Here is a 21881-nt window from a genome sequence, read left to right as displayed (position 1 = left end):
ACAGCGTCCTTCTCCCCATTCTACGGAGAGAAGACGCCGGTTCACCCTCCGTAGCTGCAGCGCAGCTGCTGCGGAGGAGGGCAGGCAGATGAGGAGCGGAGCCGACTTTCAGGATTCGGCGCTGCCCCTCATCCGTCACTTGTCCCTGAATGTCGTTCTCCCAAAACCGCTTCGCACTTTTGGGCGACATTCATCGGGTGACACCTTCTCCCTGCAAGCGGGGAGAAGGAAGAAAGGTCACTTCTTGTTCTTGGCCAGCCAGGCCTGCTGCTCCTTGGTCAGGAACGCCGCCCACTCGTCGGCCACCTGCTTGGCCGGCTTCTGGCCAAGCAGCACTTCCTGGAAGTTCTTGATCGCCACCTGGTCGACGAAGTTGCCGAGGTTTTCCAGATGCGTCGGCGGCGTCACCATTTCATATTTCGAGCTGTCGTTGAGCTCGGTGAACCAGCCCTTGAACTGCTCGGTCTTGAAGTGGGCGTCCTGATCGGCGCCGTTGTGGATCGGGACGACGCCGACTTCCTTGGCCCATTCCAGATTGTCCTTGGGCGACAGCAGCGTCGCCATCAGCTTCCAGGCTTCGTCCTTGTGCTGCGAATTGGCGAACATCGACCAGCCGGCATAGCCCAGCGTCGGATAGGATTTGCCGCTCGGGCCGACCGGCAGCGGCGCGACCGCAAAGTCGTCGGCGCTCATCTTGTCGGCGATGCCGAGCAGCGCGTCCGGATCCTGGTTGAGCATGGCGCAGGTGCCGGAATAGAAGCCGGTCACCGTCTCGTTGAAGCCCCAGCTCACGGAATCCTTCGGCGCCAGGCCGTTCTTGTACATGTCGGCCAGCATCTGCAGCCCCTTGACCGAGCCCTCGTCATTGATGGTCGAGGTGCCGTCCTCGGTGAAGTAGCCCCCCTTGCCGGCGGCGATGTTCATGAACATGTGCATGCCGTTGAAGGCGCCGGGCCCGCCGCGCAGGCAGTAGCCATATTTGCCGGGGATGGCGGAGATCTTCTTGGAGAACTCGACGAACTCGTCGAGGTTTTCCGGCGGACGGTCAAGACCCGCTTCCTTGAACAGCTTCTTGTTCCAGAACAGCGCGTTCACATAGTAGCCGTAAGGGATCATGAACTGCGTGTTGTTGACTGTCGAGCCGAACTGCTTGGCGCGGTCGCCGAGCGTCTTGGCGTCGTCCCATTTGGCCATGTAGGGGCCGAGATCCTCGAGCTGCCCGTTGTTGGCATAGAGGCCCATCCAGCGCTCCGGCATCTCGACCACGTCGGGCGTGTCGCCGGCCTGAACCATGGTGAGAAACTTCTCGAACGCCTGACCCCAAGGCAGCGAGACGAGCTCGACCTTGATGCCGGGATTGGCCTGCTCGAATTCGGCGATCTGCTTCTTCAGGAATTCGGTGCGCGGCGGGCTGGTGATGACCTCGACCATCTTGATGGTGGTGTCGGCCAGCGCGGCCCCGGCGGAAATCGCGAGGCCGGCAGCGGCGGCAAGCAGGATTGTCAGTCTTTTCATGTTCGGAACTCCCATTTTGAACACCTTATTTTTTTGCCTTGTCGAAGGCCTGGGCGATGTCGGCCCAAAGATCCTCGACATTCTCCAATCCGACATTGAAGCGGATGGTTCGGGGGCTGACGCCGAAGCGCGCCATCGAATTGAGACCCGGCGTCTGCTCGAGCGAGGCCTTGGCGGGCACGACCAGGCTTTCATGGCCGCCCCAGCTGACGCCGATGCGGAACAGCTTCAGCGCGTCGATGAAAGCCGGAATGTCGACATCCTCCGCGACCTCGAAAGAGAACAGCCCGGCATAGCCGGCAAGCGTCTTCTTGCCGGGATGATTGGAGTAGGCGGGATGGTTGACCCGCTCGACCTTGCCATGCGCCTTCAGCCGCTCGGCGAGCGTGAGACCGCTCTTCATATGATGCGGCAACCGCAGCGGCAGCGTGCGCAGGCCGCGCAACAGAAGCCAGCCCTCGAAAGGCGACAGCTTGCCGCCAAGCGATGAATAGGTCTGCTCGTTAATGTGCTTGATATGCGCGGCCGAGCCCGCCACCACCCCGGCGACGGTGTCGCTGTGGCCGCCGAGATATTTCGAAGCCGAGTGCAGCACCAGATCGACACCATGCGAAATCGGCTTCTGGAAGACGGGCGTCGCCCAGGAATTGTCGATGGTGGTGACGATGCCCTCACTCTTCGCCAGCCGCGTCAGGTGCTCAATGTCCTGCAGCTCGAACATCATCGAGGTCGGGCTTTCGAGGTAGAGCAGCTTGGCGCCCGGAAGCGCCGCCGCCACCGCATCGGGGTCCGAGCCGTCGACATAGTCGACCTTGATTTGCAAGCGCGGGAACAGGCGCTCGAACAGGCGGTAAGCGTCGCCATAGCAATTGCGTACGGCAACGATCCGTTCGCCGGCGCCGACGAAGGCGAGCACGGTGGCGCTGATCGCCGCCATGCCGCTGGAAAAGCCCCGCGCGGCTTCCGCACCTTCCAAGGCCGCGACGCGCGCCTCGAATTCCATCACCGTCGGGTTGTCGCCGCGCGAATAGATCGGCTGCCTTCTCCTGCCGGCAAAGGTGTCGGCCATTTCGGCGTAATTGTCGAAGGTGAAGAGCGATGTCTGGTAGATCGGCGGCACCACAGCGCCGCCGGGAAACGGATCGTCATGCGCGAGAAGCGTCGCCGCCTCGCCGAGATAGTCGCTGGCCAAAGAAGCCGGGTCGAACCCTGTGGGATGCTCGTTCATTTGCGGTCCAAAAGCTTGAGGTTGGCGGCGCCGCGCTTCAAGTCGTTTTCGACAGTAGCGATGAGCTTCAGCGCTTCGGCCCGGGCTCCCTCCGGGTCGTGCGCGGCGATGCGGTCGAAGATGGTGCGGTGATAGGGAAAGCTGGCATGGCCGAAATCGCGCACGCCGAGCGGATGCTCCCAGAAGCGGTGGAACAGCTCGTGCATGGCGCTGATGATCTGCTCGAACAGCGGATTGCCGGAGGCGCGGTAGACCGACTGGTGGAACTCCCAGTCTTCCTCCGACGACATGCCGGCGCGGCTGTGGAAGGCTTCTTCCATGATGTCGAGCTTGCGCTCGATCTCGGCGACCTCAGCCTTGCCGGCGCGGACGGCGCAAAGAGCGGCGGCCTCGGCCTCCAGCGCGCGGCGGATCTCCAGGGTGCGCATCAGGCCGGCAAAGTCGTTGCCGCCGGCGAGGGTCAGCGGCATGTGCAGCATGTCGGGCGAAACCGCCGCCTTGAGGTAAGTGCCGCTGCCCTGGCGCCGCTCTACGAGGCCCAGCCCCTCCCAGCGGGTGAGTGCCTCGCGAACCGTGTTGCGGCTGACCTTAAGGCGCTCGGCCAGGATGCGCTCGGTCGGCAGTTTTTCACCGGGAACCAGCGCCTCCTGCCGCACGAAGCCGGCCAACGCCTTCAGGACCGCATCATCGCGGGCCGTCGTCTGGATCGGCGGGAGAGGGTCGGTCACGCTGGTGAATCAATCCGAAAGTGGTTCAATGGTCCAACCAATTTCTGCATGAACGAAGAGGTGAGTCAACCAGGCCGTAGTGGATTCGGCGATTTCGATCGATTGCCGACGGGTGCGTGGGCGGCGTCAGCCGGTCACGCGCCGAGCTTCGCTCCAAGCTGCTCGACTTGAAACGGAGCGACCTGCAGCGGTCCTTCGAGGCCCCCTTGCGACAGCAAGGCAGCCTGCCCGAGTTCGGTCAGAGCGTAGATGCCGTGCTCGGCCCTGGCGAACCAGCCATAATAGTTGTGCAGCAGGATGCTGGCCGCGCGGGGCGCGACGAGTTTCAAATCGCGCGGCCGCTTCGGGCCGTCGGCCATGGCGGCGGCGCAGGCAATTGCTTCCTGGCGGTATGCGGTCATGATCGGCTTTTGCCGCGTGCTGCCGCCGATGGAGGGATCGCCCTTGCGGCGGTGATGCTCCTCGACCAGCCGCGAGCGCCGCCTCGGGTCGCGCCGCGGCGGCACGGCGGCCGGGCTGAGCAGCAACTCGACCTTGCCTTTCCCGTCGACCGCGAGCAGGCCGAAGCCGAGCCGGCGGCAGAGCGCGCGAAAACGTCGATCGTGCTCGCGGCCCTTGCCGCGCGCCGACATCCGCGCGGCGAGCCAGACCTCGTCGCAGGCCGCCGCCCGATCGACGCCTTGCAGAACGAGCTCGAGATTGAACTGCAGCTTCAGCTCGCAGATGACGACCACGGGCGGCTCGCCTTCGCGCAACCCGACGATGTCGCAGCCGCCGACCTCGCCTTTGACGGTGAAGTCGAGGCTCTCGAGGAACCGCTTCACCGGTGCATAGAGGGACGTTTCCTGCATGGGAGAGGCATAGCCGATTCGAGCCCGGCCGACACGGCAGAAGGCGACGCGACCGCCCGCCGCTATTGCTTGGCGAACTGGCCCTTATAGGTCTGGCCGGCAAGCGTGTAGGTGCCGGCAAGCGTTCCGTCAGGCTGCATCGTAAACGTGATGTCTGCGCCGTTCGGCAGGCGTCCAAGCTTTAATGTGTTCCCGGCGATCCTGCCGGCGCCGTCGGCGATCCCCGGCTTGTTGTCGGCCATATCGCCCCACGCGTAGCTGACCGTCACCTGCCCGGCCGGTGAAACGGTCAGCACGGCCAGCTTGCCTTCAAAGGTGCCATCCAGCCGTCCCGCCCAAATGCCTGAAAACGCCGCATATCGGGCGGGGACACTCTTGCCCGGAGGCGTGATCGCCACGGTTTGGTCGAGCACCGCAGTGTCCGGGACAGCGGGAGCCGCGACAGCAGCCGGGGCAGGTTGAGGAGGAGGCGGGGCCTCGGATACCGATTCACAAGCGACAAGCGCCAATGCCGCGAAACCGAGCATCACAGAAAGACTGTTTGGTGGAGCCAATCGGAATCGAACCGACGACCTCTTGAATGCCATTCAAGCGCTCTCCCAACTGAGCTATGGCCCCACTCCCGGCAGTCAGCCGGCGCCGTTTCCGGCGAAGAGATCCGGCGCGGTTGGGCACCGCGCCGTCGTTTAGTGCTGGCGGCTTCTAGCGCCGCCTTCGGTCAAGATCAAGCCTTGAAAAGCCGCTTTTTCGTCACAGGTCAAGATGGCCGGCAAACAATCGCGCCGGGGCCGAAATCAGACCTCGTCCTCGTCGTCGCCGACGCCGATCATATCGGAAACGTCGTCGTCCTCTTCCTCCTCGTCGGCAAGGAAGGTGTCATCGTCATCGTCACCGAGATCGACATCATCCTCGTCGTCACCGAGATCGGGCAAATCGTCGCCGCCGCCCTTGGTCTCTTCGTCCGCATCTTCGAGCGAGACGATTTCGGCGCCTTCTTCCTCCTCGGAATCGACTTCCTTCTCGGCGACGTCCTCATCGTCCTCGATCGCGGAAATCTTGCCTTCCTCGAAATAGGAGCGCGGATAGCTCTTGCCGGTGTAGGGCGAGACGATCGGGTCCTTGTTCAGATCGTAGAATTTCCGCCCCGTTTCGGGGTCGACACGTTTTGTGCCAAGTTCAGGTTTTGCCACAGCAAGCCTCGTCAAAAAAAGAATGGTCCCCTTAACCGCAGTTTTCCGCGCTGTCAAAGCCAAAAGCCGGCATCGCAAAACCTTGCATTCGAAGGCCCGCGTGAGGGGATGACCATTGCGGCGCGCCGTGATACGAGACCGCCGCAACACGACGAATTGAGCCGGCCCGCCGGCGCCCGCATTTGGAACAGACAATGTCTCACGCTGCCGCCCCGAAGCCGGCTACGGCCCGCAAATCCCCTGCCCTTGCCGGCACGGCGCGGGTGCCGGGCGACAAGTCGATCTCGCACCGCTCCTTCATGTTCGGCGGCCTGGCTTCCGGCGAGACGCGCATCACCGGCCTGCTGGAAGGCGAAGACGTGATGCGCACGGGCGCCGCCATGAAGGCGATGGGCGCGCATATCGAAAAGACGGGCGCCGAATGGGTGATCCGCGGCACCGGCAACGGCGCGCTGCTGGAGCCGGAAGGCCCGCTCGATTTCGGCAATGCGGGCACCGGCTCGCGGCTCACCATGGGTCTGGTTGGCACCTATGACATGGAGACGACCTTTATCGGCGACGCCTCGCTCTCCGGCCGGCCGATGGGCCGGGTGCTGGAGCCGCTGCGCCAGATGGGCGTGCAGGTGCTGAAAGCCTCGCCTGGCGACCGCATGCCGATCACGCTACGCGGCCCCAAGCATGCCGCGCCGATAACCTATCGCGTGCCGATGGCCTCGGCACAGGTGAAGTCGGCGGTGCTGCTTGCCGGCCTCAACACGCCGGGCATCACCACCGTGATCGAGCCGGTGATGACGCGCGATCACACCGAAAAGATGCTGAAAGGCTTCGGCGCCAACCTGACCGTCGAGACCGACGAGCGCGGCGTGCGCCACATCTTCATCGAAGGCCAGGGCAAGCTCACGGGGCAGACCATCGCCGTGCCCGGCGACCCCTCCTCCGCCGGCTTCCCGCTGGTGGCGGCGCTCATCGTGCCGGGCTCGGATATCGTGATCGAGAACGTGCTGATGAACCCGACCCGCACCGGGTTGCTCCTGACATTGCAGGAGATGGGCGGCCGCATCGACATCCTCAACCCGCGCAATGCCGGCGGCGAGGACGTGGCGGACCTGCGCGTGCGCTCCTCCGACCTCAAAGGTGTCGTCGTGCCGCCGGAGCGGGCGCCGTCGATGATCGACGAATATCCGGTGCTGGCGGTTGCCGCTGTTTTCGCCGAAGGCGAGACGCTGATGCAGGGTCTGGAGGAATTGCGCGTCAAGGAATCCGACCGGTTGTCGGCGGTGGCCAACGGGCTGAAGCTCAACGGCGTCGACTGCAGCGAGGGCGAAGCCTCGCTCGCCGTGCGCGGCAAGCCCGGCGGCAAGGGCCTGGGCGCTCATCCCAACGGGCCGGACACGGCGGTGAAGACGCATCTCGACCATCGCCTCGCCATGAGTTTCCTGGTGATGGGGCTGGCGACGGAAAAGCCGGTGACCATCGACGACGCCAACATGATCGCGACGAGCTTTCCGGAATTCATGGGGCTGATGAAGGGGCTCGGCGCCGAGATCGAGTGACGGGCGATGGGTTGGAGCCGAACCGAGATGCAGGCGGAACAGCACCCTGCTTTGTCCTGCCGGACATCTCCCCCGCAAGGGGGGAGATTGGCGGCTCCGGCGCTCCGCTCAATCCTGCAACTTAGACAATTGGCGCAAGCCGCGATGACGGCTGATCTCCCCCCAAGCGGGGGAGATGTCCGGCAGGACAGAGGGGCGCGCGAAGGATCGCGGCGCTCATCTTGCTCATTGCGCCTATCGTTCGAGGCGAGCCAATGAGCACCCCCTTTACCATCGCAATCGACGGCCCCGCGGGCGCCGGCAAGGGCACACTCGCTCGCCGGCTCGCCGATCATTACCGGCTGAACCTGCTCGATACCGGCCTCACCTATCGCGCCGTCGCCCATAAGCTGCTCGAGCTCGGTCTGCCGCTCGACAATGTCTCGGCGGCGGAAACCGCGGCTCGCCAAGTCGATCTTTCGAACCTCGACCGCACGGTGCTTTCGGCGCATGCGGTGGGCGAGGCCGCCTCAAAGGTCGCCGTCATTCCGTCGGTCCGGCGCATCCTGGTCGATAAGCAGCGCGAGTTCGCCAAGGCGCCGCCAGGCGCGGTGCTCGACGGACGCGACATCGGCACGGTCGTGTGTCCCGACGCCGATATCAAGCTCTATGTCACAGCGAGCGCGGAAGTGCGGGCAAGGCGCCGGCTGGCCGAGATCGAGAGCATGGGCGGCAGCGCCGATTTTGCCACGATCCTCGCCGACATCGAGCGCCGCGACGAGCGCGATATGGGCCGTACCGACTCGCCGCTCAAGCCGGCGGCGGACGCGCACTTGCTCGACACCAGCGACATGGCAATCGAGGCCGCGTTTCTGGCGGCCATGGCAATCGTTGACCGCGCCATGGCCGCGAAAGACCTCGCCTGAGCTTGGCTGTCACGACCGGATCGTGCCTTCGATCGCATGTCTGCCTGACCTGCTCAGGACGGCTACGAAAACCGCCGCGGTGACATAGGCAATCAAGGCATAAAGCGCTGGCGGGATCGCCATTTCGGCGTTGTTGAGGAGATATTCGCTAAGCGCCAGGGCTATGACGAACGCGGCGTTGTGGATGGCCGTTGCCATGGTGATGGCGACCGCCTGCCGCCTTTCCAGGCGCAGCAGCGACGGAACGGCGTAGCCGAGCGCCATGCTCACCACGTTGAAGGCAAAGGCGGCAAAGCCGACAATGGGCCCCCAGGTCACGATAACCTGCCGCTGATCGACGACGGCAAAAATAACGACCGCCGCAAGAAAAAGCGTCGCCAGTAGCTTGACGGGCCCCTCCAGGCGCTCGGCCAGGGCCGTGTAGCGGTGCCGGACGGCAACTCCGATCGAAACCGGGACAAGCACAACGGCAAAGAACTGCAGGAATTTCTCGATCGGCAGCGGGATGACGTGCCCGGCGCCATAGAAATGCAGCAGCGAAAAATTGGTGATCAATGGCACCGACACCAGCGCCACCATTGAGCTGATCGCCGTCAGCGTCAGGCTGAGCGCCGTATCGCCCTTGGCAAGGTGAGTGAAGAGGACCGCGGACGGGGCGCCGGGACTGGCCGCGAGCAGCATCATGCCGACCGCCATGGCAGGCGGCAAAGCCGAAACCGACACGATGCCGAAGCAAAGGACGGGAAGAACCAGTATCTGCACGATAAGAGCCACCAGGAGGGCCTTCGGTCGCAGCACCACCTGCAAGAAGTCCTGGAGCTTGAGCGACAGGCCAAGCCCCAGCATGATAATGACGAGGGCAACCGGCAGGAAGATGTTGAAAGTGGCGCTTGACTGCATGGTGATGCTCCCCGTGACAATCCATGTCGGCAAAAAAGAACTGCAACCGCGAACGCGTAATCGCAAAAACATTCGGGCGAGCACGCGCACCGCCGCGACGCGCACTTGCCTGACACCGGCGAAGTGTCTATAGAGACCGCGTTTCTGGCGGCCATGGCTAACCATCAAAGACTGCTGGCCAAGAGAAACAAGGCCTGATGCGGGTTTTCCTCGTGTTTTCCGTTGCCGGAGGCGATGAAAATACCCATATCGGGCACGAACCAGCCTGCCAGCATTCTCTATGCGCCGGACTTGCCGCTTAAGCGGCCGAGGGCTCTTCAGCCCGGAACGCCGGCAGGCTCACGCAACGCTAACCCACGGCGCCCGCTTCGCTTGTTGTGCGAAGCATTCCAGGAGAAACAATGTCAGCTGCAAATCCCACTCGCGATGATTTCGCGAGCATGCTCGAAGAATCATTCACCGCCGGCCATTCCGGCGAGGGCCAGGTTGTCCGGGGCACGATCACCGCGATCGAAAAGGACATGGCCATCATCGATGTCGGCCTCAAGGTCGAAGGCCGCGTGCCGCTGAAGGAATTCGGCGCCAAGGGCAAGGATTCCGCCCTCAAGGTCGGCGACACCGTCGAGGTCTATGTCGAGCGCATCGAGAACGCGCTTGGCGAGGCCATGCTGTCGCGCGAGAAGGCCCGCCGCGAGGAGAGCTGGGTGCGCCTCGAAGAGAAGTTCACCAAGGGTGAGCGCGTCGAAGGCGTCATCTTCAACCAGGTCAAGGGCGGCTTCACCGTCGATCTCGACGGCGCCGTGGCGTTCCTGCCGCGCAGCCAGGTCGACATCCGTCCGATCCGCGACGTCTCGCCGCTGATGCACAACCCGCAGCCCTTCGAGATCCTCAAGATGGATCGCCGCCGCGGCAACATCGTGGTGTCGCGCCGCACCGTGCTCGAGGAGAGCCGCGCCGAACAGCGTTCGGAAATCGTGCAGAACCTCGAGGAGGGCCAGGTTGTCGAGGGCGTGGTCAAGAACATCACCGACTACGGTGCGTTCGTCGACCTCGGCGGCATCGACGGCCTGCTGCATGTCACCGACATGGCATGGCGCCGCGTCAACCATCCGACCGAGATCCTCAACATCGGCCAGACGGTCAAGGTGCAGATCATCCGCATCAACCAGGAAACCCATCGCATCTCGCTCGGCATGAAGCAGCTCGAGAGCGATCCGTGGTCGGATATCGGCACCAAGTTCCCGATCGGCAAGAAGATCAAGGGCACAGTCACCAACATCACCGACTACGGCGCGTTCGTCGAGCTGGAGCCGGGCATCGAGGGCCTCATCCACGTTTCGGAAATGTCGTGGACGAAGAAGAACGTGCATCCCGGCAAGATCCTGTCGACGACGCAGGAAGTCGACGTGGTGGTGCTCGAGGTCGATCCGGCCAAGCGCCGCATCTCGCTCGGTCTCAAGCAGACGCTGGAGAACCCGTGGGAAGCCTTCGCGCGCAACCATCCGGTCGGCAGCCAGGTCGAGGGCGAGGTCAAGAACAAGACCGAGTTCGGCCTGTTCATCGGCTTGGAAGGCGACGTGGACGGCATGGTGCACCTCTCCGACCTCGACTGGACCCGTCCGGGCGAGCAGGTGATCGAAGAGTACAATCGCGGCGACATGGTCAAGGCGCAGGTGCTCGACGTCGACATCGAGAAGGAGCGCATCTCGCTCGGCATCAAGCAGTTGGCCCGCGACACGGTCGGCGAGGCGGCGAGCAGCGGCGAGCTGCGCAAGAACGCCGTCGTTACCTGCGAGGTCACCGCGGTGAAGGATGGCGGTCTGGAAGTACGGCTGGTCGACAGCGGCCTCGATACCTTCATCAAGCGTTCGGACCTTTCCCGTGACCGCGACGAGCAGCGCCCCGAGCGCTTCACCGTCGGCCAGAAGGTCGACGCCCGCGTCATCGCCTTCGACAAGAAGACCCGCAAGCTGCAGGTCTCGATCAAGGCGCTGGAAATCGCCGAGGAGAAGGAAGCGGTCGCCCAGTACGGCTCGACCGACTCCGGCGCCTCGCTGGGAGACATCCTGGGCGCGGCGCTGAAGAAGCAGGGCAACTAAGCTCCTTTCTTTACCGAAAGCAAAAACCCCGCCGGAGCGATCCGGCGGGGTTTTTCATTGCACTTTGATCTATGAGGTCAGGCTCGCCCGTAGAGCGGCACCAGCGTGCCGCTCATCGCCTGATTGGCGGGCGAGGCGAGATAGGCGATCGCCTCGGCGGCGGCCTCTAGGCTGACCCATTTGGTGAAATCGGCGTCGGGCATGTCGGCGCGGGTGGCGGGCGTGTCGAGCGTCGAGGGCGCGACCGCATTGACCAGGATGCCCTTGTGCTTCAGCTCCTCGGCCATCGCCTGGGTCATCGCGGCGACCGCCGCCTTGCTCGCGGCATAGGCGACCATTCCGGCGCCGCGCCTGGGATCAAGCCCGGCACGCGCGCTGACGTTGACAATGCGCCCCGCGGTGCCTGACGTCAGCATCGAACGCACCGCGGCGCGGCTGCAAAGGAAGGTGGTCCGGGCATTGGTGTCCATCATCTCGGCAAAGGATGCCGTCTCGATCTTTTCGACCGGCGCCATGGTGAAACCGCCGGCAAGATGGATCGAAGCCCAAAGCTCCGGAACCTGATGGTAGAAGGCCTCGACCTTGGCGGAGTCCGACAGATCGACATTGTGCGCCAGATGGACGCTGGCGTGAGCCGCGTAGGGAAAATGCGGCGGAGCCGCGGCATGCGCATTGGGCACGTGGCAAATCGCGCCCTGCTCCAGCAACCTGCCGACAACCGCGCCGCCGAGCGCCCCGGTGCCGCCCGTCACCACGACATGCCTGCCGTTAAGCGTTTCCGTCATATTTCGACCTGCTCCTGTCGTATTCTTATGGTTATGCCGCCCCAGCCTCGAACGTCGCGCCTTTCGCGTTGTCACTCAATTGAAATATCGACATGGCAGGCGTCCCGTCTTTGCATGCGTCGACACGCAGCCGCGTAACGTGACGCGGCTGCGTCTCGGCCGGATGGGACGGTCGCCAGGACCTTCAATCGACGGTGATTTCTATAACCCGCGGCTTGCCGGCAGTTCGCGCGCGCTTCAGCGCACCGGCCAGGTCACCGACCCCTGTCAGCCGCTCGGCTTCGATGCCGTAGGCCTCGGCGAGCTTGCAGAAATCCGGCGGCGCCGGCGACACGCCGACCGGCTCGACGCCGACATCAAGCATCGAGGCCTCGATCTCGCGATAGCCGCGATTGTTCCAGACGACGAAGATCACCGGCGCCTCGGCGTCGAGCGCCGCGCCGAGCTCCGGCAAGGTGAACTGGAAGCCGCCGTCGCCGGTGAGGCACACGACCGGCGCTTCGGGCACGGCAAGGGCGGCACCGATCGCCGCCGGCGGACCGTAGCCCAGCGCGCCGAAACCGGTCGCGGCATTGAACCAGCCGCCCGGACGGTCGTGGTCGTAATAGAGATTGGCGGCGTAGATCGGCTGCGTCGAGTCGCCGACGATGATGGCGCCGGGCAGCGCGTCGCGGATCGTCTCCACCGCGCGCAGTTGCGCCAGATAGTCTGGCCGCAGCTCCGCCAGCGCGGCCTCTCGCCCTGCGGCAGCGCGGGCTTCGCCGTCTTTCGCGGCGACATGAGCGGCGCCGGGTGCAGCCAGCAGGGCAGAAAGCGCCTCGGCACAATCGGCGTGGATGCCAACCGTCACCGGACGGCGCGCGAGCTGGTCGGCGCCGATATCGATGCGGATGAGGCTCGGCGGCAGCACGAAGCCGCCATCGCCGTAGCCGTCATAGTCGGTGGGGCCGAATTCGGTGCCGGCGGCGATCACCAGATCGGCATCCGCCATCAGCGCGCGCACCGCCTTGAGGCTGGGGCTTGCCGGCACCAAGAGCGGGTGCCGATGCAGCAGGCCGCGCGCATTGGCGGTCTCGACCACCGGCGCGCCGAGCGCTTCGCCGAAGCGTGTCAGCGCCGCGTCGGCTTTCTTGGCACCGCCACCGGCAAGAATCAGCGGACGGCGAGCCGCCTTGATCAACCTCGCAGCCTCGGCAACAGCCGCCGCGTCCGGAGCGGGCGGCGCGGCGTTGCCGAGCACCGGCGCGAGCCCCTCGGCGGGCTTCACCATGACGTTTGTCGGGATCTCGATGTGAACCGGACCCGGCCGCGACGAGGAGAAGACGGCGAAGGCGCGGGCGAGCGCACCCGGCAGTTCCTCGGCCTCGGTGACACGCTCGGAAGACAGCGCCACCTTCTCCATCATGCCGCGCTGGTCCGGCAGTTCGTGCAGGAAGCCCAAACCCTTGCCGAGCGTATCGGTGGCATTGACACCGGAGATCACCAGCATCGGCACCGAATCGGCGCGCGCCTGGCCCATCGCGGTGATGGTGTTGGTGAGGCCCGGTCCGGTGATGACGAAAGCCACGCCCGGCCGGCCGCCGGCGCGGGCGTAGCCGTCGGCCATGAAGCCGGCGCCCTGCTCGTGGCGCGGCGTGATGTGGCGGATCTTCGAACGCGCCAGGCCGCGATAAAGCTCGACCGTATGCACGCCCGGAATGCCGAAGACGGTGTCGACGCCATGCGCCTCGAGCAAGGTGATGAGCGCTTCGCCGAGCGTGGTCATTGGTTTTCTCCCTTTGGAGCGGATCACCGTTTAACGGAAACAGTGATCCTCCGCTCTATCTCTTTAGTTTGTTACGCAATCCCGGACGGGAAACCGCTTCTCACCTTTTCCTGGAATTGCTCTGGACCGTGATGGCGTTTCGTTGAATTGCCATCCCGATCTAACCTTTGTTGAGCATGATCTTTCTCCGAAAACCGGGTCCTACTTTTCGGGATCCTGCTTCAGCGGCGCGAGGCCGAGTTCGGCCTCGACAGCCTTGATGCCAATCGCCGCCAACTCGCCGGGCGAGAACATCTCACCGGCCAGGCAGCCTTCGATCCAAAGCCCGTCGATGATCGCATTGATGGCGATGGCATGACGGCGCAGCTGACTTGCGTCCGGTTCGCGCTGTTCGGCGGCGAGCACCTCGGCGACGACCGCTTCCACCTCGTTACGAAAGCCAAGATAGCCTTCGCGGTGAGCACGGGCGAGCGTCGGATCCGCACCGGCACGGCCGATGAAGGTCGCCCAGAGCGAAAACACCCGCTGGTCGATGATCGGCGCGCTGAGATTGGCGGTGACGAAAGCTGCAAGGCGTTGGCGAGGCGAAGCCTCTTCCATGACCAATGCTGCTTTCGCCTGCTCGGTCATGCGGCCGACCAGCGCCGTATAGGCCCCCTGAAGCAATTCTTCCTTGCCGGGGAAATAGTGCCGGATCAGGCCGGCGGTGACGCCGGCACGCAATGCGATGGTGCGCAAAGTGGCGCCCTGCAGGCCATATTCCGCCACGCAGTCCAGAGTCGCTTCGATCAGATCCTGCCGCCGCCGCTCCTCGCCCTCGCGACGGAACTTGCGGCGCGCCGTCATCGGCGCAGGATCGGCCGCGTCAGGCATGTCGGCCCGCCTTCGCAGGCGATACAAAGCGCATCCGCCTCGAAAATCTCAACCGTGCAGCCGGCGGCCTCCATCGCGGCTTTGGTCTTGGGAAAGCCCGCAACGGCAATTACCTTGTGCGGGCTGGTCGGCAGCACGTTCAGGCTGAGGCCGTTGGAAGCGGCGAATTCTCCGGCGTCGCCTTCGACCAGCCTGATGCCGCGCGCCTTCAGCATCTGATAGAACGGGGCCGGCAGAAGCGGCGAATAGACCAGCGCGAGATCGTCGGCCAGCGGGCTGATCACCGACATCAGATGCAGGCACGCCTCTTCCCCCTGCCACAGCGGCAGATCAAAACCGTAGACGGAAATTCCCAGCGGCGTCAGCAGGTTCGAAACCTGCTGGATGCCTTCCTGGTTGGAGCGGACCCCGCGCCCGATCGCCAGCGTACGGGCATCCACCCATACGCAATCACCGCCTTCGACCTGGCCAGGAGCCTCGACGCGGCCAATGATCGGAATGCCCAGCCCTCTGTAGGTTTCCTCATGCAGGGAGGGCTCCCTGGCGCGCAATGGCTTGCCCATGGACAGGATCAGCGCACCGCGGTCGGTCATCAGCGATGGGTCGTGCGTGAACACCGAATCCGAAAGGCCGTCGGCCTTGTCCTCGATCCATTCGATTTCGGCGCCGGAAGCGGCTACCAGTTCAGCAAGGGCCGCGTGCTGCGACGCTGCCTTCGCCGGGTTGAACCCGGGGCCATAGTGCCATTGAGTTCTGTCGGCGTCGCGCATGGCGTTCGCCGCCGACCGCATGAGCACGCGCCGAAGCGGCGCCGCCATGGATTGTGATCCGAAAGCGCTCATCAATGCCCTTTTAAGATGAAAAAAACCGAAAAAATTTCATGAAAGGCTATTTATACACTTGCGCAACAAGGCCGCAAGTGCCGTAATGAACGGGATTGACGGGCTCGCGCTGCCGGGTCCATGCTGAAGTGAGGAGCGGGACAGTACAGCGTATGTTGATGAGCCGGATGGACGTTCGACGAACTGCCGTCGCCCCTATAGAGGTTACCCGGTGAGCGCGGTGGAAGCCGCCGCAGTCCCAGCCGGCCAAGCGCAGAGCGGCGCCGCCGAAGCCATCCATGTCGAGAACCTGCACAAGAAGTTCGGCCAGTTGCATGTGCTGAAGGGCGTTTCGCTGTCGGCGCGCGACGGCGAGGTGATCGCCATCATCGGCGGCTCGGGCTCCGGCAAGTCGACGCTGCTGCGCTGCATCAACTGCCTGGAAAACCCGACCAGCGGCATCATCCGCGTCAATGGCGAGGAGATCAAGCTGAAGGCCGACAGCCACGGCCATACGGTTCCTGCCGACCGCAAGCAGATCGAGCGCATCCGCTCGAGACTCGGCATGGTGTTCCAAAACTTCAACCTGTGGAGCCACATGACGCTGATCGAGAACGTCATCGAGGTTCCGGTGCACGTGCTCGGCGTCAAGCGCGACGAGGCGATCGCCCAGGCCGAGAAGCTGCTCGCCCGGGTCGGGCTGGCGGAGAAGCGCGACGTCTACCCGGCATTCCTGTCGGGCGGCCAGCAGCAGCGCGCCGCGATCGCCAGGGCACTGGCGATCAATCCGCGCGTCATGCTGTTCGACGAGCCGACCTCCGCGCTCGATCCGGAGCTGGTCGGCGAGGTGCTGAAGGTGATCGGCGACCTGGCGCGCGAGGGGCGCACAATGGTGCTGGTGACGCATGAAATGAAATTCGCCCGCGAGGTCGCGACCCATGTCGTCTACCTCTACAACGGGCTAGTCGAGGAAGAAGGCCCGCCGGAACAGCTGTTCGGCGCGCCGAAATCCGAAAGGCTCAAGCAATTCCTCCGCAATGTCGGCTAGGGCCGGCGTCAAGCGGAGCGAAAACCGGGAACGACAACAAACTGGGAGTCCTGAAATGAAGACTGTTCTCAAGACCTTCGCCGCGGCGCTGCTGTTCGGCGTCGCCGCGATGGGCGTGGCCAAGGCCGATCAGGTCAAGATCGGCGTCGCCGCCGAGCCCTATCCGCCATTCACCTCGCCGGACGCGACGGGCAAGTGGGTCGGCTGGGAGATCGATTTCATCGACGCCGTCTGCGCCGAGGAGAAGCTCGACTGCGTCATCACGCCCGTTGCCTGGGACGGCATCATTCCGGCGCTCACCACCAAGAAGATCGACCTCATCGTCTCCTCGATGTCGATCACCGAAGAGCGCAAGAAGACGATCGACTTCTCGGATAAGTATTACAACACGCCGACAGCAATCATCGGACCGAAGGATCAGAAGTTCGGCGCCACGCCGGACGATCTTAAAGGCAAGGTGATCGGCGTTCAGGTGTCGACCGTACATGCCGTCTACGCCAAGAAGCACTTCACCGGCGCGCAAGAGATCAAGGAATACCAGACGCAGGACGAGGCCAACAACGATCTCGCCGCCGGGCGCCTCGATGCGGTGCAGGCCGACTCCATCGCGCTCGGCGAATTCCTCAAGACGGACCAGGGCAAGGCCTGCTGCGATCTTAAGGGTATGGTCGCGCCGGACGACGAGGTGCTGGGACCGGGCGTCGGCGCCGGCGTGCGCAAGGAAGACACCGCGCTCAAGGAAAAGATCAACGCCGGCATCAAGGCGATCCGCGCCAACGGCAAGTACGACGAGATCTCCAAGAAATACTTCGACTTCGACATCTATGGCGGCGCCACGCAGTCGAACTGACGCCTCCATTTGATATTTGGGGGCATGGCCAGCGCCATGCCCCTTGGCCCAAACCTTGCCACGCAAGCCCGCCGCTGAACGCTGCGGTCGGCGGCTGCCAGCAATTCGGGGGCGAAGCTGATCAATGCCTTTCTTCCGGCCTCGGCGGCCGGCATCATCGAACTCCTGTCGCCCGTGCCGCCCGGCTGGGGCGGCACCCTGCTGGTCGGATTGCTGCATTCGATCGAGATCGCCATCGGCGCCACCTGCCTTGGCCTTTTGATCGGCACCGGCGGCGCCTGGGGCAAGCTTTACGGCGGACCGGTGACGCGCGATCTGCTCGCCGTCTACACCACGGTGGTGCGCGCCGTGCCGGAACTGGTGCTGATCCTGCTGCTCTATTACGCCGGCACCGATCTCATCAATCAGCTGCTGACCGCGATGGGTTACCAGCGCGTCGACATCAGCGGGCTGGCCGCCGGCATCTTTGTCCTTGGCGTCGTGCAGGGCGCCTATTCGACGGAAGTCATCCGCGGCGCCATCCTATCCATCCCACAAGGCCAGATCGAGGCCGCCCGCGCCTATGGCATGCCGCCCGGCCTGATGTTGAGGCGCATAACATTGCCGGCAATGCTGCCTTTCGCCATTCCCGGCCTTGCCAATCTCTGGCTGATCGCCACCAAGGACACCGCGTTGCTTGCCGTCGTCGGCTTCTTCGAACTGACGCTCGCGACGCGTCAGGCGGCCGGCGTCACCAAGGCCTATCTGGTCTTCTATCTTGCTGCCGGCGCGCTTTATCTGGCGCTGACGCTGTTTTCCAACGTGATCATCGGCCGCGTCGAGGCCTGGTCGCGGCGCGGCATGCCTTCCATCAAAGAGGCGCGCTGATGTCGGCCGAAGCGACCGCGATCAACATGGCGGCGCGTGCCTCGCTCTGGCTCAGGCCGCACCGCATCGTGCTGATCCTAATCGCGCTGGGACTGGTCCTCTGCGCGGCCTTCTTCATGCGCTGGGACTGGCTGCCGCAATATTGGCAGATGGGGCTGCTCGGCATCTGGCGGTCGCTGTGGATCCTCGTCGTGACCTGCGCGCTGGGCTTTATGCTGGCCGTGCCGCTTGGGCTGGCGCAGGCCGGTGGGCCGTTCTGGCTCGCCGTGCCGGCCAAGATCTTCTGCACCATCATCCGCGGCACGCCGCTGCTGCTGCAACTGTGGTTGCTCTACTACGGGCTTGGATCGCTTTTTCCGCAATATCCATGGATTCGCGAGTCCTGGATGTGGCCCTATCTCAGGCAAGCCTGGCCCTACGGCGTGTTGGCGCTGACCTTGTCATTCGCCGGCTATGAAGGCGAGGTGATGCGCGGCGCGTTCGCCGGCGTGCCGAAAGGGCAGTTGGAAGCCGCGCGCGCCTTCGGCATGAGCCGCTTCAAGATCTTCCACCGCATCTGGCTGCCGCAGGCCTTCTTCCGCGCGCTGCCGACACTGACCGGCGAAACCGTGCTGCAGCTCAAGTCGACGCCGCTGGTGGCGACGATCAGCGTCATCGATATCTTCGCCGTCTCGTCCAAGGTGCGGCAGGACACTTATCTCACTTATGAGCCCTTGCTGCTGCTGGCGCTGATCTACATGACCATCACCGGCATCCTCGTTCTCATCTTCAGCCGCATCGAGGCCCGGATTCCGGTCAAGATCGGCTAGAGGGGAGTAGGGGAGTGTTCAGCCACGATCCGCATTCACATTTCCGTCCCCATTCGCTATTTGCTCCACAATTTCCCCCTACTCCCTTATTCCCTTACTCCCTCAGGACGGCTCCGATGCAACTCACTCTCGACCAGGCAACAGGGCTCTGCCGCATGGCGGCGCTCGGCGCCGGCGCCAATGAAGAAGCGACGCAGTCGCTGGTTGCCTCGATCATCGCGGCGGAAGCAGAAGGCCTGTCGGCGGTCGGCCTGTCGCATTTCATCGACTATCTGGAGGCGATCGAGGACGGCCGCATCGACGGCAATGCCGATCCGGTCGTCACCCGGCCGGCGCTGGCCGTCTACCTCTCCGACGCGCGCGGCGGGCTTGCCCATACCGGCTTCGATCGGACTATCGATGACCTCGTCAAGGCAGCAAGGCTGTTCGGCGTCGCCATCTTCTCGCAGAGGAACGCCTATACCTGCGGCGCGCTCGGCTATTTCACCGGACGGCTGGCAGCGCAGGGGCTGGTCTCGTTCGCCGCCACCAACGGGCCGGCAGTGCTTGCAGGCTCGGGCTCGGTCAAGCCGGTCTACTGCACCAACCCGATGTCCTTTGCCGCGCCCGCCGCGGACGGGCCGCCTTTGGTGATCGACCAATCGTCGAGCGCCACCGCCTTCGTCAACATCCGCAAGGCGGCGGAAGACGGCAGGAAGATCCCCGAGGGCTGGGCACTCGATGCCAGCGGCAACCCGACCACCGATCCGGCGGCGGCGATGAAGGGCGCGATGCTCGCCTTCGGCGGCCAGCGCGGCGCCAACATCGCGCTTATGGTCGAGGTGCTGGCGGCGGGGATTTCCGGCGCCAACTGGTCGCTCGACGCACCCTGGTTCTCCGGCGGGCCGGACAGCCCCGGAACCGGGCTCTTCGTGCTCGCTATCGAGCCCAAATTGGTCGATCCGGATTTTGAGCAGCGCATGAAGGACCAGCTCGACCGGCTGCGGCGGCGCTACGGCGTGCACATCCCTGGCCGTGCCCGGGCAGAGGCCGCTGAAAAGGCGACGGCGCGCGGTGTCGATATCCCGAAGGCGGTCGTGCAGCGCATTTCCGAATTCGCCGAACGCTACTCGGCCTGATCGAGGCATCGCCCGGCAACAAGGCGCGCATTTGCTTCGCGCCGCTTTGACCTTTCTTAGCCCGGCAGCGACCCATCAGCGGCACCCCACATCGCAAGCCGCAAAAGGGTGGCTTGGGTCGCGGCTTGCGATTGGCGGCCGTCGCGCCGGGCGTCCAGGGCCGGGGCGGGCGTGCTTGCTTCACGCCGCCTTGATACCGTCTCAGGTCAGGCCGCCTCGTTGGACCCTGTTTCGGTGCGCTCACTGCCCGGAAAACCCCGCCTCGGCGGGGTTTTCTGTTTCTCACTGCGGCAATAAAACATGCGAAAGTTCGTCAGGTTTATCCTATTTGACGGAGTGGACGCCTTTGCGTCCGTCAAATCAGCAAAAAGGAGACCGCATGTTCGCCAGCACCGACACGTCCCGAACAAGGCTTATCGTTCCGGCCCTAGGCGGACTCTATGCGACGCTGAACAATGCGGCCGAAACGCTGCTGCGCGCCGTCGCCGGGGCCTTCCTCGCCATTCATGGCTCGCAGAAGATCGTCAATCCGTTTGGCGCCACGGAAATGGTCGAAGGTCTGGGCTTCTATCCTGGCGTCTTCTGGTCGCCGCTGCTCGCCTGCACCGAATTCTTCGGCGGCATTTTGATTGCCATCGGCCTCGTCACCCGCCCGGCCGCTTTCGCCGGCCTGATCGTGCTTCTGGTCACGGTATGGTTCCACTGGGTCACCATGGGCCAGGGCTTTTCGGGCGCAGAAAAATCGCTGCTTTGGGCGGCAATCCTCGCCTTCTTCGTCATCCGCGGCGGCAACCGGCATTCGGTCGACAAGCGTATCGGCAAGGCGTTCTGAGCGGCTTTTACCCTGACGCAATTCGGCAAGGAAAACCGCTCCACACTTTCCTGGAATTGCTCAAAAACAAGGCGGCGGCGACCTCCGGTCGCTCTTTGCCTTTGACGCGAAACGGATTAAGAAGCGGCTCAGCCAAGCTTTTGCGCGCGGAGCCAGCCATGACAGAAATCCTGCAGACCCCCAAGCTCGTCGTCGTGTTCGGCGGCTCGGGATTCGTCGGCCGTCATGTCGTTCGCGCGCTCGCCAAGCGCGGCTATCGCATCCGGGTCGCCTGCCGGCGGCCCGACCTTGCCGGCCATGTGCAGCCGCTCGGCAATGTCGGCCAGATCCAGCCGGTGCAGGCCAATGTGCGCGTGCGCTGGTCGGTCGACCGCGCCGTTCAGGGCGCCGACCACGTCGTCAACCTCGTCGCCATACTGCATGAGAGCGGCCGGCAGAAATTCGGCTCCGTGCACGAGTTCGGCGCGCGCGCCGTCGCCGAGGCCGCGCGATCGGTCGGCGCCGGCCTCACCCATATATCGGCGCTCGGCGCCGACCTCAACTCGCCGTCGGGATATGCGCGCACCAAGGCTCTCGGCGAGAAAGCGGTGTTCGAGACGGTGCCCGACGCCGTCGTCTTGCGGCCCTCGATCAATTTCGGACCCGAGGACGCCTTCTTCAACCGCTTCGCCAACATGGCGCGCTTCTCGCCCGTGCTCCCGCTGATCGGCGGCGGGGAGACGAAATTCCAGCCGATCTATGTCGGCGACGTCGCCGAGGCGGTGGCACGCTCGGTCGACGGCAAGGTCGAGCGTGGCCAGACCTATGAGCTCGGCGGCCCGCAGGTGCTGACCTTCAAGGAATGCATGCAGGAGCTGCTCGCCGTCATCGACCGCAGACGCCTCCTGGTGCCGGTGCCGTGGTGGGTGGCCAATATCCAGGCCTCGATCCTGCAGCTGTTGCCCAATCCGCTGCTGACCAAGGACCAGGTGCTGCAGCTGCGCGAGCACAACGTCGTCTCGGAAGCCGCCGCCAAGGCGAACAGAACGATCAACGGCCTCGGCATCCAGCCGCAGGCGATCGCCGCGATCCTGCCGAGCTATCTCTGGCGCTTCCGCGCCGCCGGTCAGTTCCAGCAGCGCCGGCCGATCGCCGACCGGTAGAC

Annotated in this window: 21 protein-coding genes, 1 tRNA gene and 1 pseudogene; 11 read left to right on the top strand and 12 right to left on the bottom strand. The window is 64.4% G+C overall.

Annotation, left to right across the window (positions count from 1 at the left end; genetic code table 11):
• Window positions 1–237: 237 nt before the first annotated feature.
• The 7 genes from CK224_RS14800 to CK224_RS14770 form a co-directional block, all read right to left on the bottom strand.
• Window positions 238–1515, bottom strand: coding sequence for a sugar ABC transporter substrate-binding protein (locus CK224_RS14800; protein WP_095782262.1), 1278 nt, complete (start codon window positions 1513–1515; stop codon window positions 238–240).
• A 25-nt stretch (window positions 1516–1540) separates the two neighbouring features.
• Window positions 1541–2743, bottom strand: coding sequence for a PLP-dependent transferase (locus CK224_RS14795; RefSeq protein WP_095782261.1), 1203 nt, complete (start codon window positions 2741–2743; stop codon window positions 1541–1543).
• Window positions 2740–3471: a FadR/GntR family transcriptional regulator gene (locus tag CK224_RS14790; RefSeq protein WP_095782260.1), complete on the bottom strand. Its 732-nt coding sequence runs from the start codon at window positions 3469–3471 to the stop codon at window positions 2740–2742. The genes CK224_RS14795 and CK224_RS14790 overlap by 4 nt, the downstream gene beginning before the upstream one ends.
• Window positions 3472–3605: 134 nt before the next feature.
• Complete coding sequence (locus CK224_RS14785) at window positions 3606–4322, bottom strand: DUF2161 family putative PD-(D/E)XK-type phosphodiesterase (RefSeq protein ID WP_095782259.1); 717 nt, start codon at window positions 4320–4322, stop codon at window positions 3606–3608.
• A gap of 62 nt (window positions 4323–4384) precedes the next feature.
• The gene (locus CK224_RS14780) at window positions 4385–4735 is read right to left on the bottom strand and encodes a hypothetical protein (protein WP_245425938.1); all 351 of its coding nucleotides are present in this window, start codon (window positions 4733–4735) and stop codon (window positions 4385–4387) included.
• Window positions 4736–4864: 129 nt separating this feature from the next.
• Window positions 4865–4940, bottom strand: a tRNA-Ala gene (locus tag CK224_RS14775).
• A 176-nt stretch (window positions 4941–5116) separates the two neighbouring features.
• Complete coding sequence (locus CK224_RS14770; RefSeq protein WP_095782384.1) at window positions 5117–5512, bottom strand: TIGR02300 family protein; 396 nt, start codon at window positions 5510–5512, stop codon at window positions 5117–5119.
• 194 nt (window positions 5513–5706) lie between these two features.
• On the opposite strand from CK224_RS14770, the gene aroA reads away from it, so the two are divergent.
• Both aroA and cmk read left to right on the top strand, forming a co-directional pair.
• On the top strand, window positions 5707–7065 hold the full coding sequence (gene aroA, locus CK224_RS14765; protein ID WP_095782258.1) for a 3-phosphoshikimate 1-carboxyvinyltransferase: 1359 nt from the start codon (window positions 5707–5709) through the stop codon (window positions 7063–7065).
• A gap of 254 nt (window positions 7066–7319) precedes the next feature.
• Window positions 7320–7970 (top strand): (d)CMP kinase, encoded by a 651-nt coding sequence (cmk, locus tag CK224_RS14760; RefSeq protein WP_095782257.1) that lies wholly within the window; start codon window positions 7320–7322, stop codon window positions 7968–7970.
• A gap of 9 nt (window positions 7971–7979) precedes the next feature.
• On the opposite strand, the gene CK224_RS14755 is transcribed toward cmk, so the two are convergent.
• Complete coding sequence (locus CK224_RS14755) at window positions 7980–8975, bottom strand: bile acid:sodium symporter family protein (RefSeq protein WP_245425936.1); 996 nt, start codon at window positions 8973–8975, stop codon at window positions 7980–7982.
• Here CK224_RS14755 and CK224_RS32510 point away from each other — a divergent pair.
• Both CK224_RS32510 and rpsA read left to right on the top strand, forming a co-directional pair.
• Window positions 8967–9068: pseudogene (locus CK224_RS32510) on the top strand (cytidylate kinase); the annotation flags it as partial. The gene CK224_RS14755 and the pseudogene CK224_RS32510 overlap by 9 nt on opposite strands.
• Window positions 9069–9271: 203 nt before the next feature.
• On the top strand, window positions 9272–10969 hold the full coding sequence (gene rpsA, locus CK224_RS14750) for a 30S ribosomal protein S1 (protein ID WP_095782256.1): 1698 nt from the start codon (window positions 9272–9274) through the stop codon (window positions 10967–10969).
• A gap of 77 nt (window positions 10970–11046) precedes the next feature.
• On the opposite strand, the gene CK224_RS14745 is transcribed toward rpsA, so the two are convergent.
• The 4 genes from CK224_RS14745 to CK224_RS14730 all read right to left on the bottom strand — a co-directional run bounded on the left by CK224_RS14745 (window position 11047) and on the right by CK224_RS14730 (window position 15234).
• Entirely contained in the window at window positions 11047–11754 is a 708-nt protein-coding gene (locus tag CK224_RS14745) for an SDR family NAD(P)-dependent oxidoreductase (RefSeq protein WP_067003394.1), read from the bottom strand.
• A 184-nt stretch (window positions 11755–11938) separates the two neighbouring features.
• A complete protein-coding gene (locus CK224_RS14740; protein ID WP_095782255.1) occupies window positions 11939–13519 on the bottom strand; it encodes a 5-guanidino-2-oxopentanoate decarboxylase in 1581 nt (526 codons plus the stop codon).
• Between the two features lie 201 nt (window positions 13520–13720).
• Complete coding sequence (locus CK224_RS14735; protein WP_095782254.1) at window positions 13721–14392, bottom strand: TetR family transcriptional regulator C-terminal domain-containing protein; 672 nt, start codon at window positions 14390–14392, stop codon at window positions 13721–13723.
• Window positions 14362–15234, bottom strand: coding sequence for a dimethylarginine dimethylaminohydrolase family protein (locus CK224_RS14730; RefSeq protein ID WP_095782383.1), 873 nt, complete (start codon window positions 15232–15234; stop codon window positions 14362–14364). The genes CK224_RS14735 and CK224_RS14730 overlap by 31 nt, the downstream gene beginning before the upstream one ends.
• Before the next feature lie 211 nt (window positions 15235–15445).
• Between CK224_RS14730 and CK224_RS14725 the strand changes: the two genes are divergently transcribed.
• The 7 genes from CK224_RS14725 (at window position 15446) to CK224_RS14695 (ending at window position 21879) form a co-directional block, all read left to right on the top strand.
• Window positions 15446–16261, top strand: coding sequence for an ABC transporter ATP-binding protein (locus CK224_RS14725; RefSeq protein WP_067003385.1), 816 nt, complete (start codon window positions 15446–15448; stop codon window positions 16259–16261).
• 55 nt (window positions 16262–16316) lie between these two features.
• Window positions 16317–17111, top strand: a complete 795-nt coding sequence (locus CK224_RS14720) for a transporter substrate-binding domain-containing protein (protein ID WP_067003384.1) — start codon at window positions 16317–16319, stop codon at window positions 17109–17111.
• 201 nt (window positions 17112–17312) lie between these two features.
• Window positions 17313–17978 carry an ABC transporter permease subunit gene (locus CK224_RS14715; RefSeq protein ID WP_141245817.1) on the top strand — a complete coding sequence of 222 codons (666 nt, stop codon included), beginning with the start codon at window positions 17313–17315 and terminating at the stop codon, window positions 17976–17978.
• Entirely contained in the window at window positions 17978–18787 is an 810-nt protein-coding gene (locus CK224_RS14710) for an ABC transporter permease (RefSeq protein ID WP_095782252.1), read from the top strand. The genes CK224_RS14715 and CK224_RS14710 overlap by 1 nt, the downstream gene beginning before the upstream one ends.
• A gap of 116 nt (window positions 18788–18903) precedes the next feature.
• Complete coding sequence (locus CK224_RS14705) at window positions 18904–19905, top strand: Ldh family oxidoreductase (RefSeq protein ID WP_095782251.1); 1002 nt, start codon at window positions 18904–18906, stop codon at window positions 19903–19905.
• Window positions 19906–20284: 379 nt separating this feature from the next.
• Entirely contained in the window at window positions 20285–20737 is a 453-nt protein-coding gene (locus CK224_RS14700; RefSeq protein WP_095782250.1) for a DoxX family protein, read from the top strand.
• A 158-nt stretch (window positions 20738–20895) separates the two neighbouring features.
• Window positions 20896–21879, top strand: coding sequence for a complex I NDUFA9 subunit family protein (locus CK224_RS14695; protein WP_095777001.1), 984 nt, complete (start codon window positions 20896–20898; stop codon window positions 21877–21879).
• The last annotated feature ends 2 nt before the right edge of the window (window positions 21880–21881 follow it).

Origin of the sequence: Mesorhizobium sp. WSM3862 (genome assembly GCF_002294985.1) — a bacterium.
In the GTDB taxonomy this organism is placed as follows: Bacteria; Pseudomonadota; Alphaproteobacteria; order Rhizobiales; family Rhizobiaceae; genus Mesorhizobium.
The sequence above is the reverse complement of the archived record's forward strand: the minus strand, read 5'-3'. Positions and strand labels throughout refer to the sequence as shown.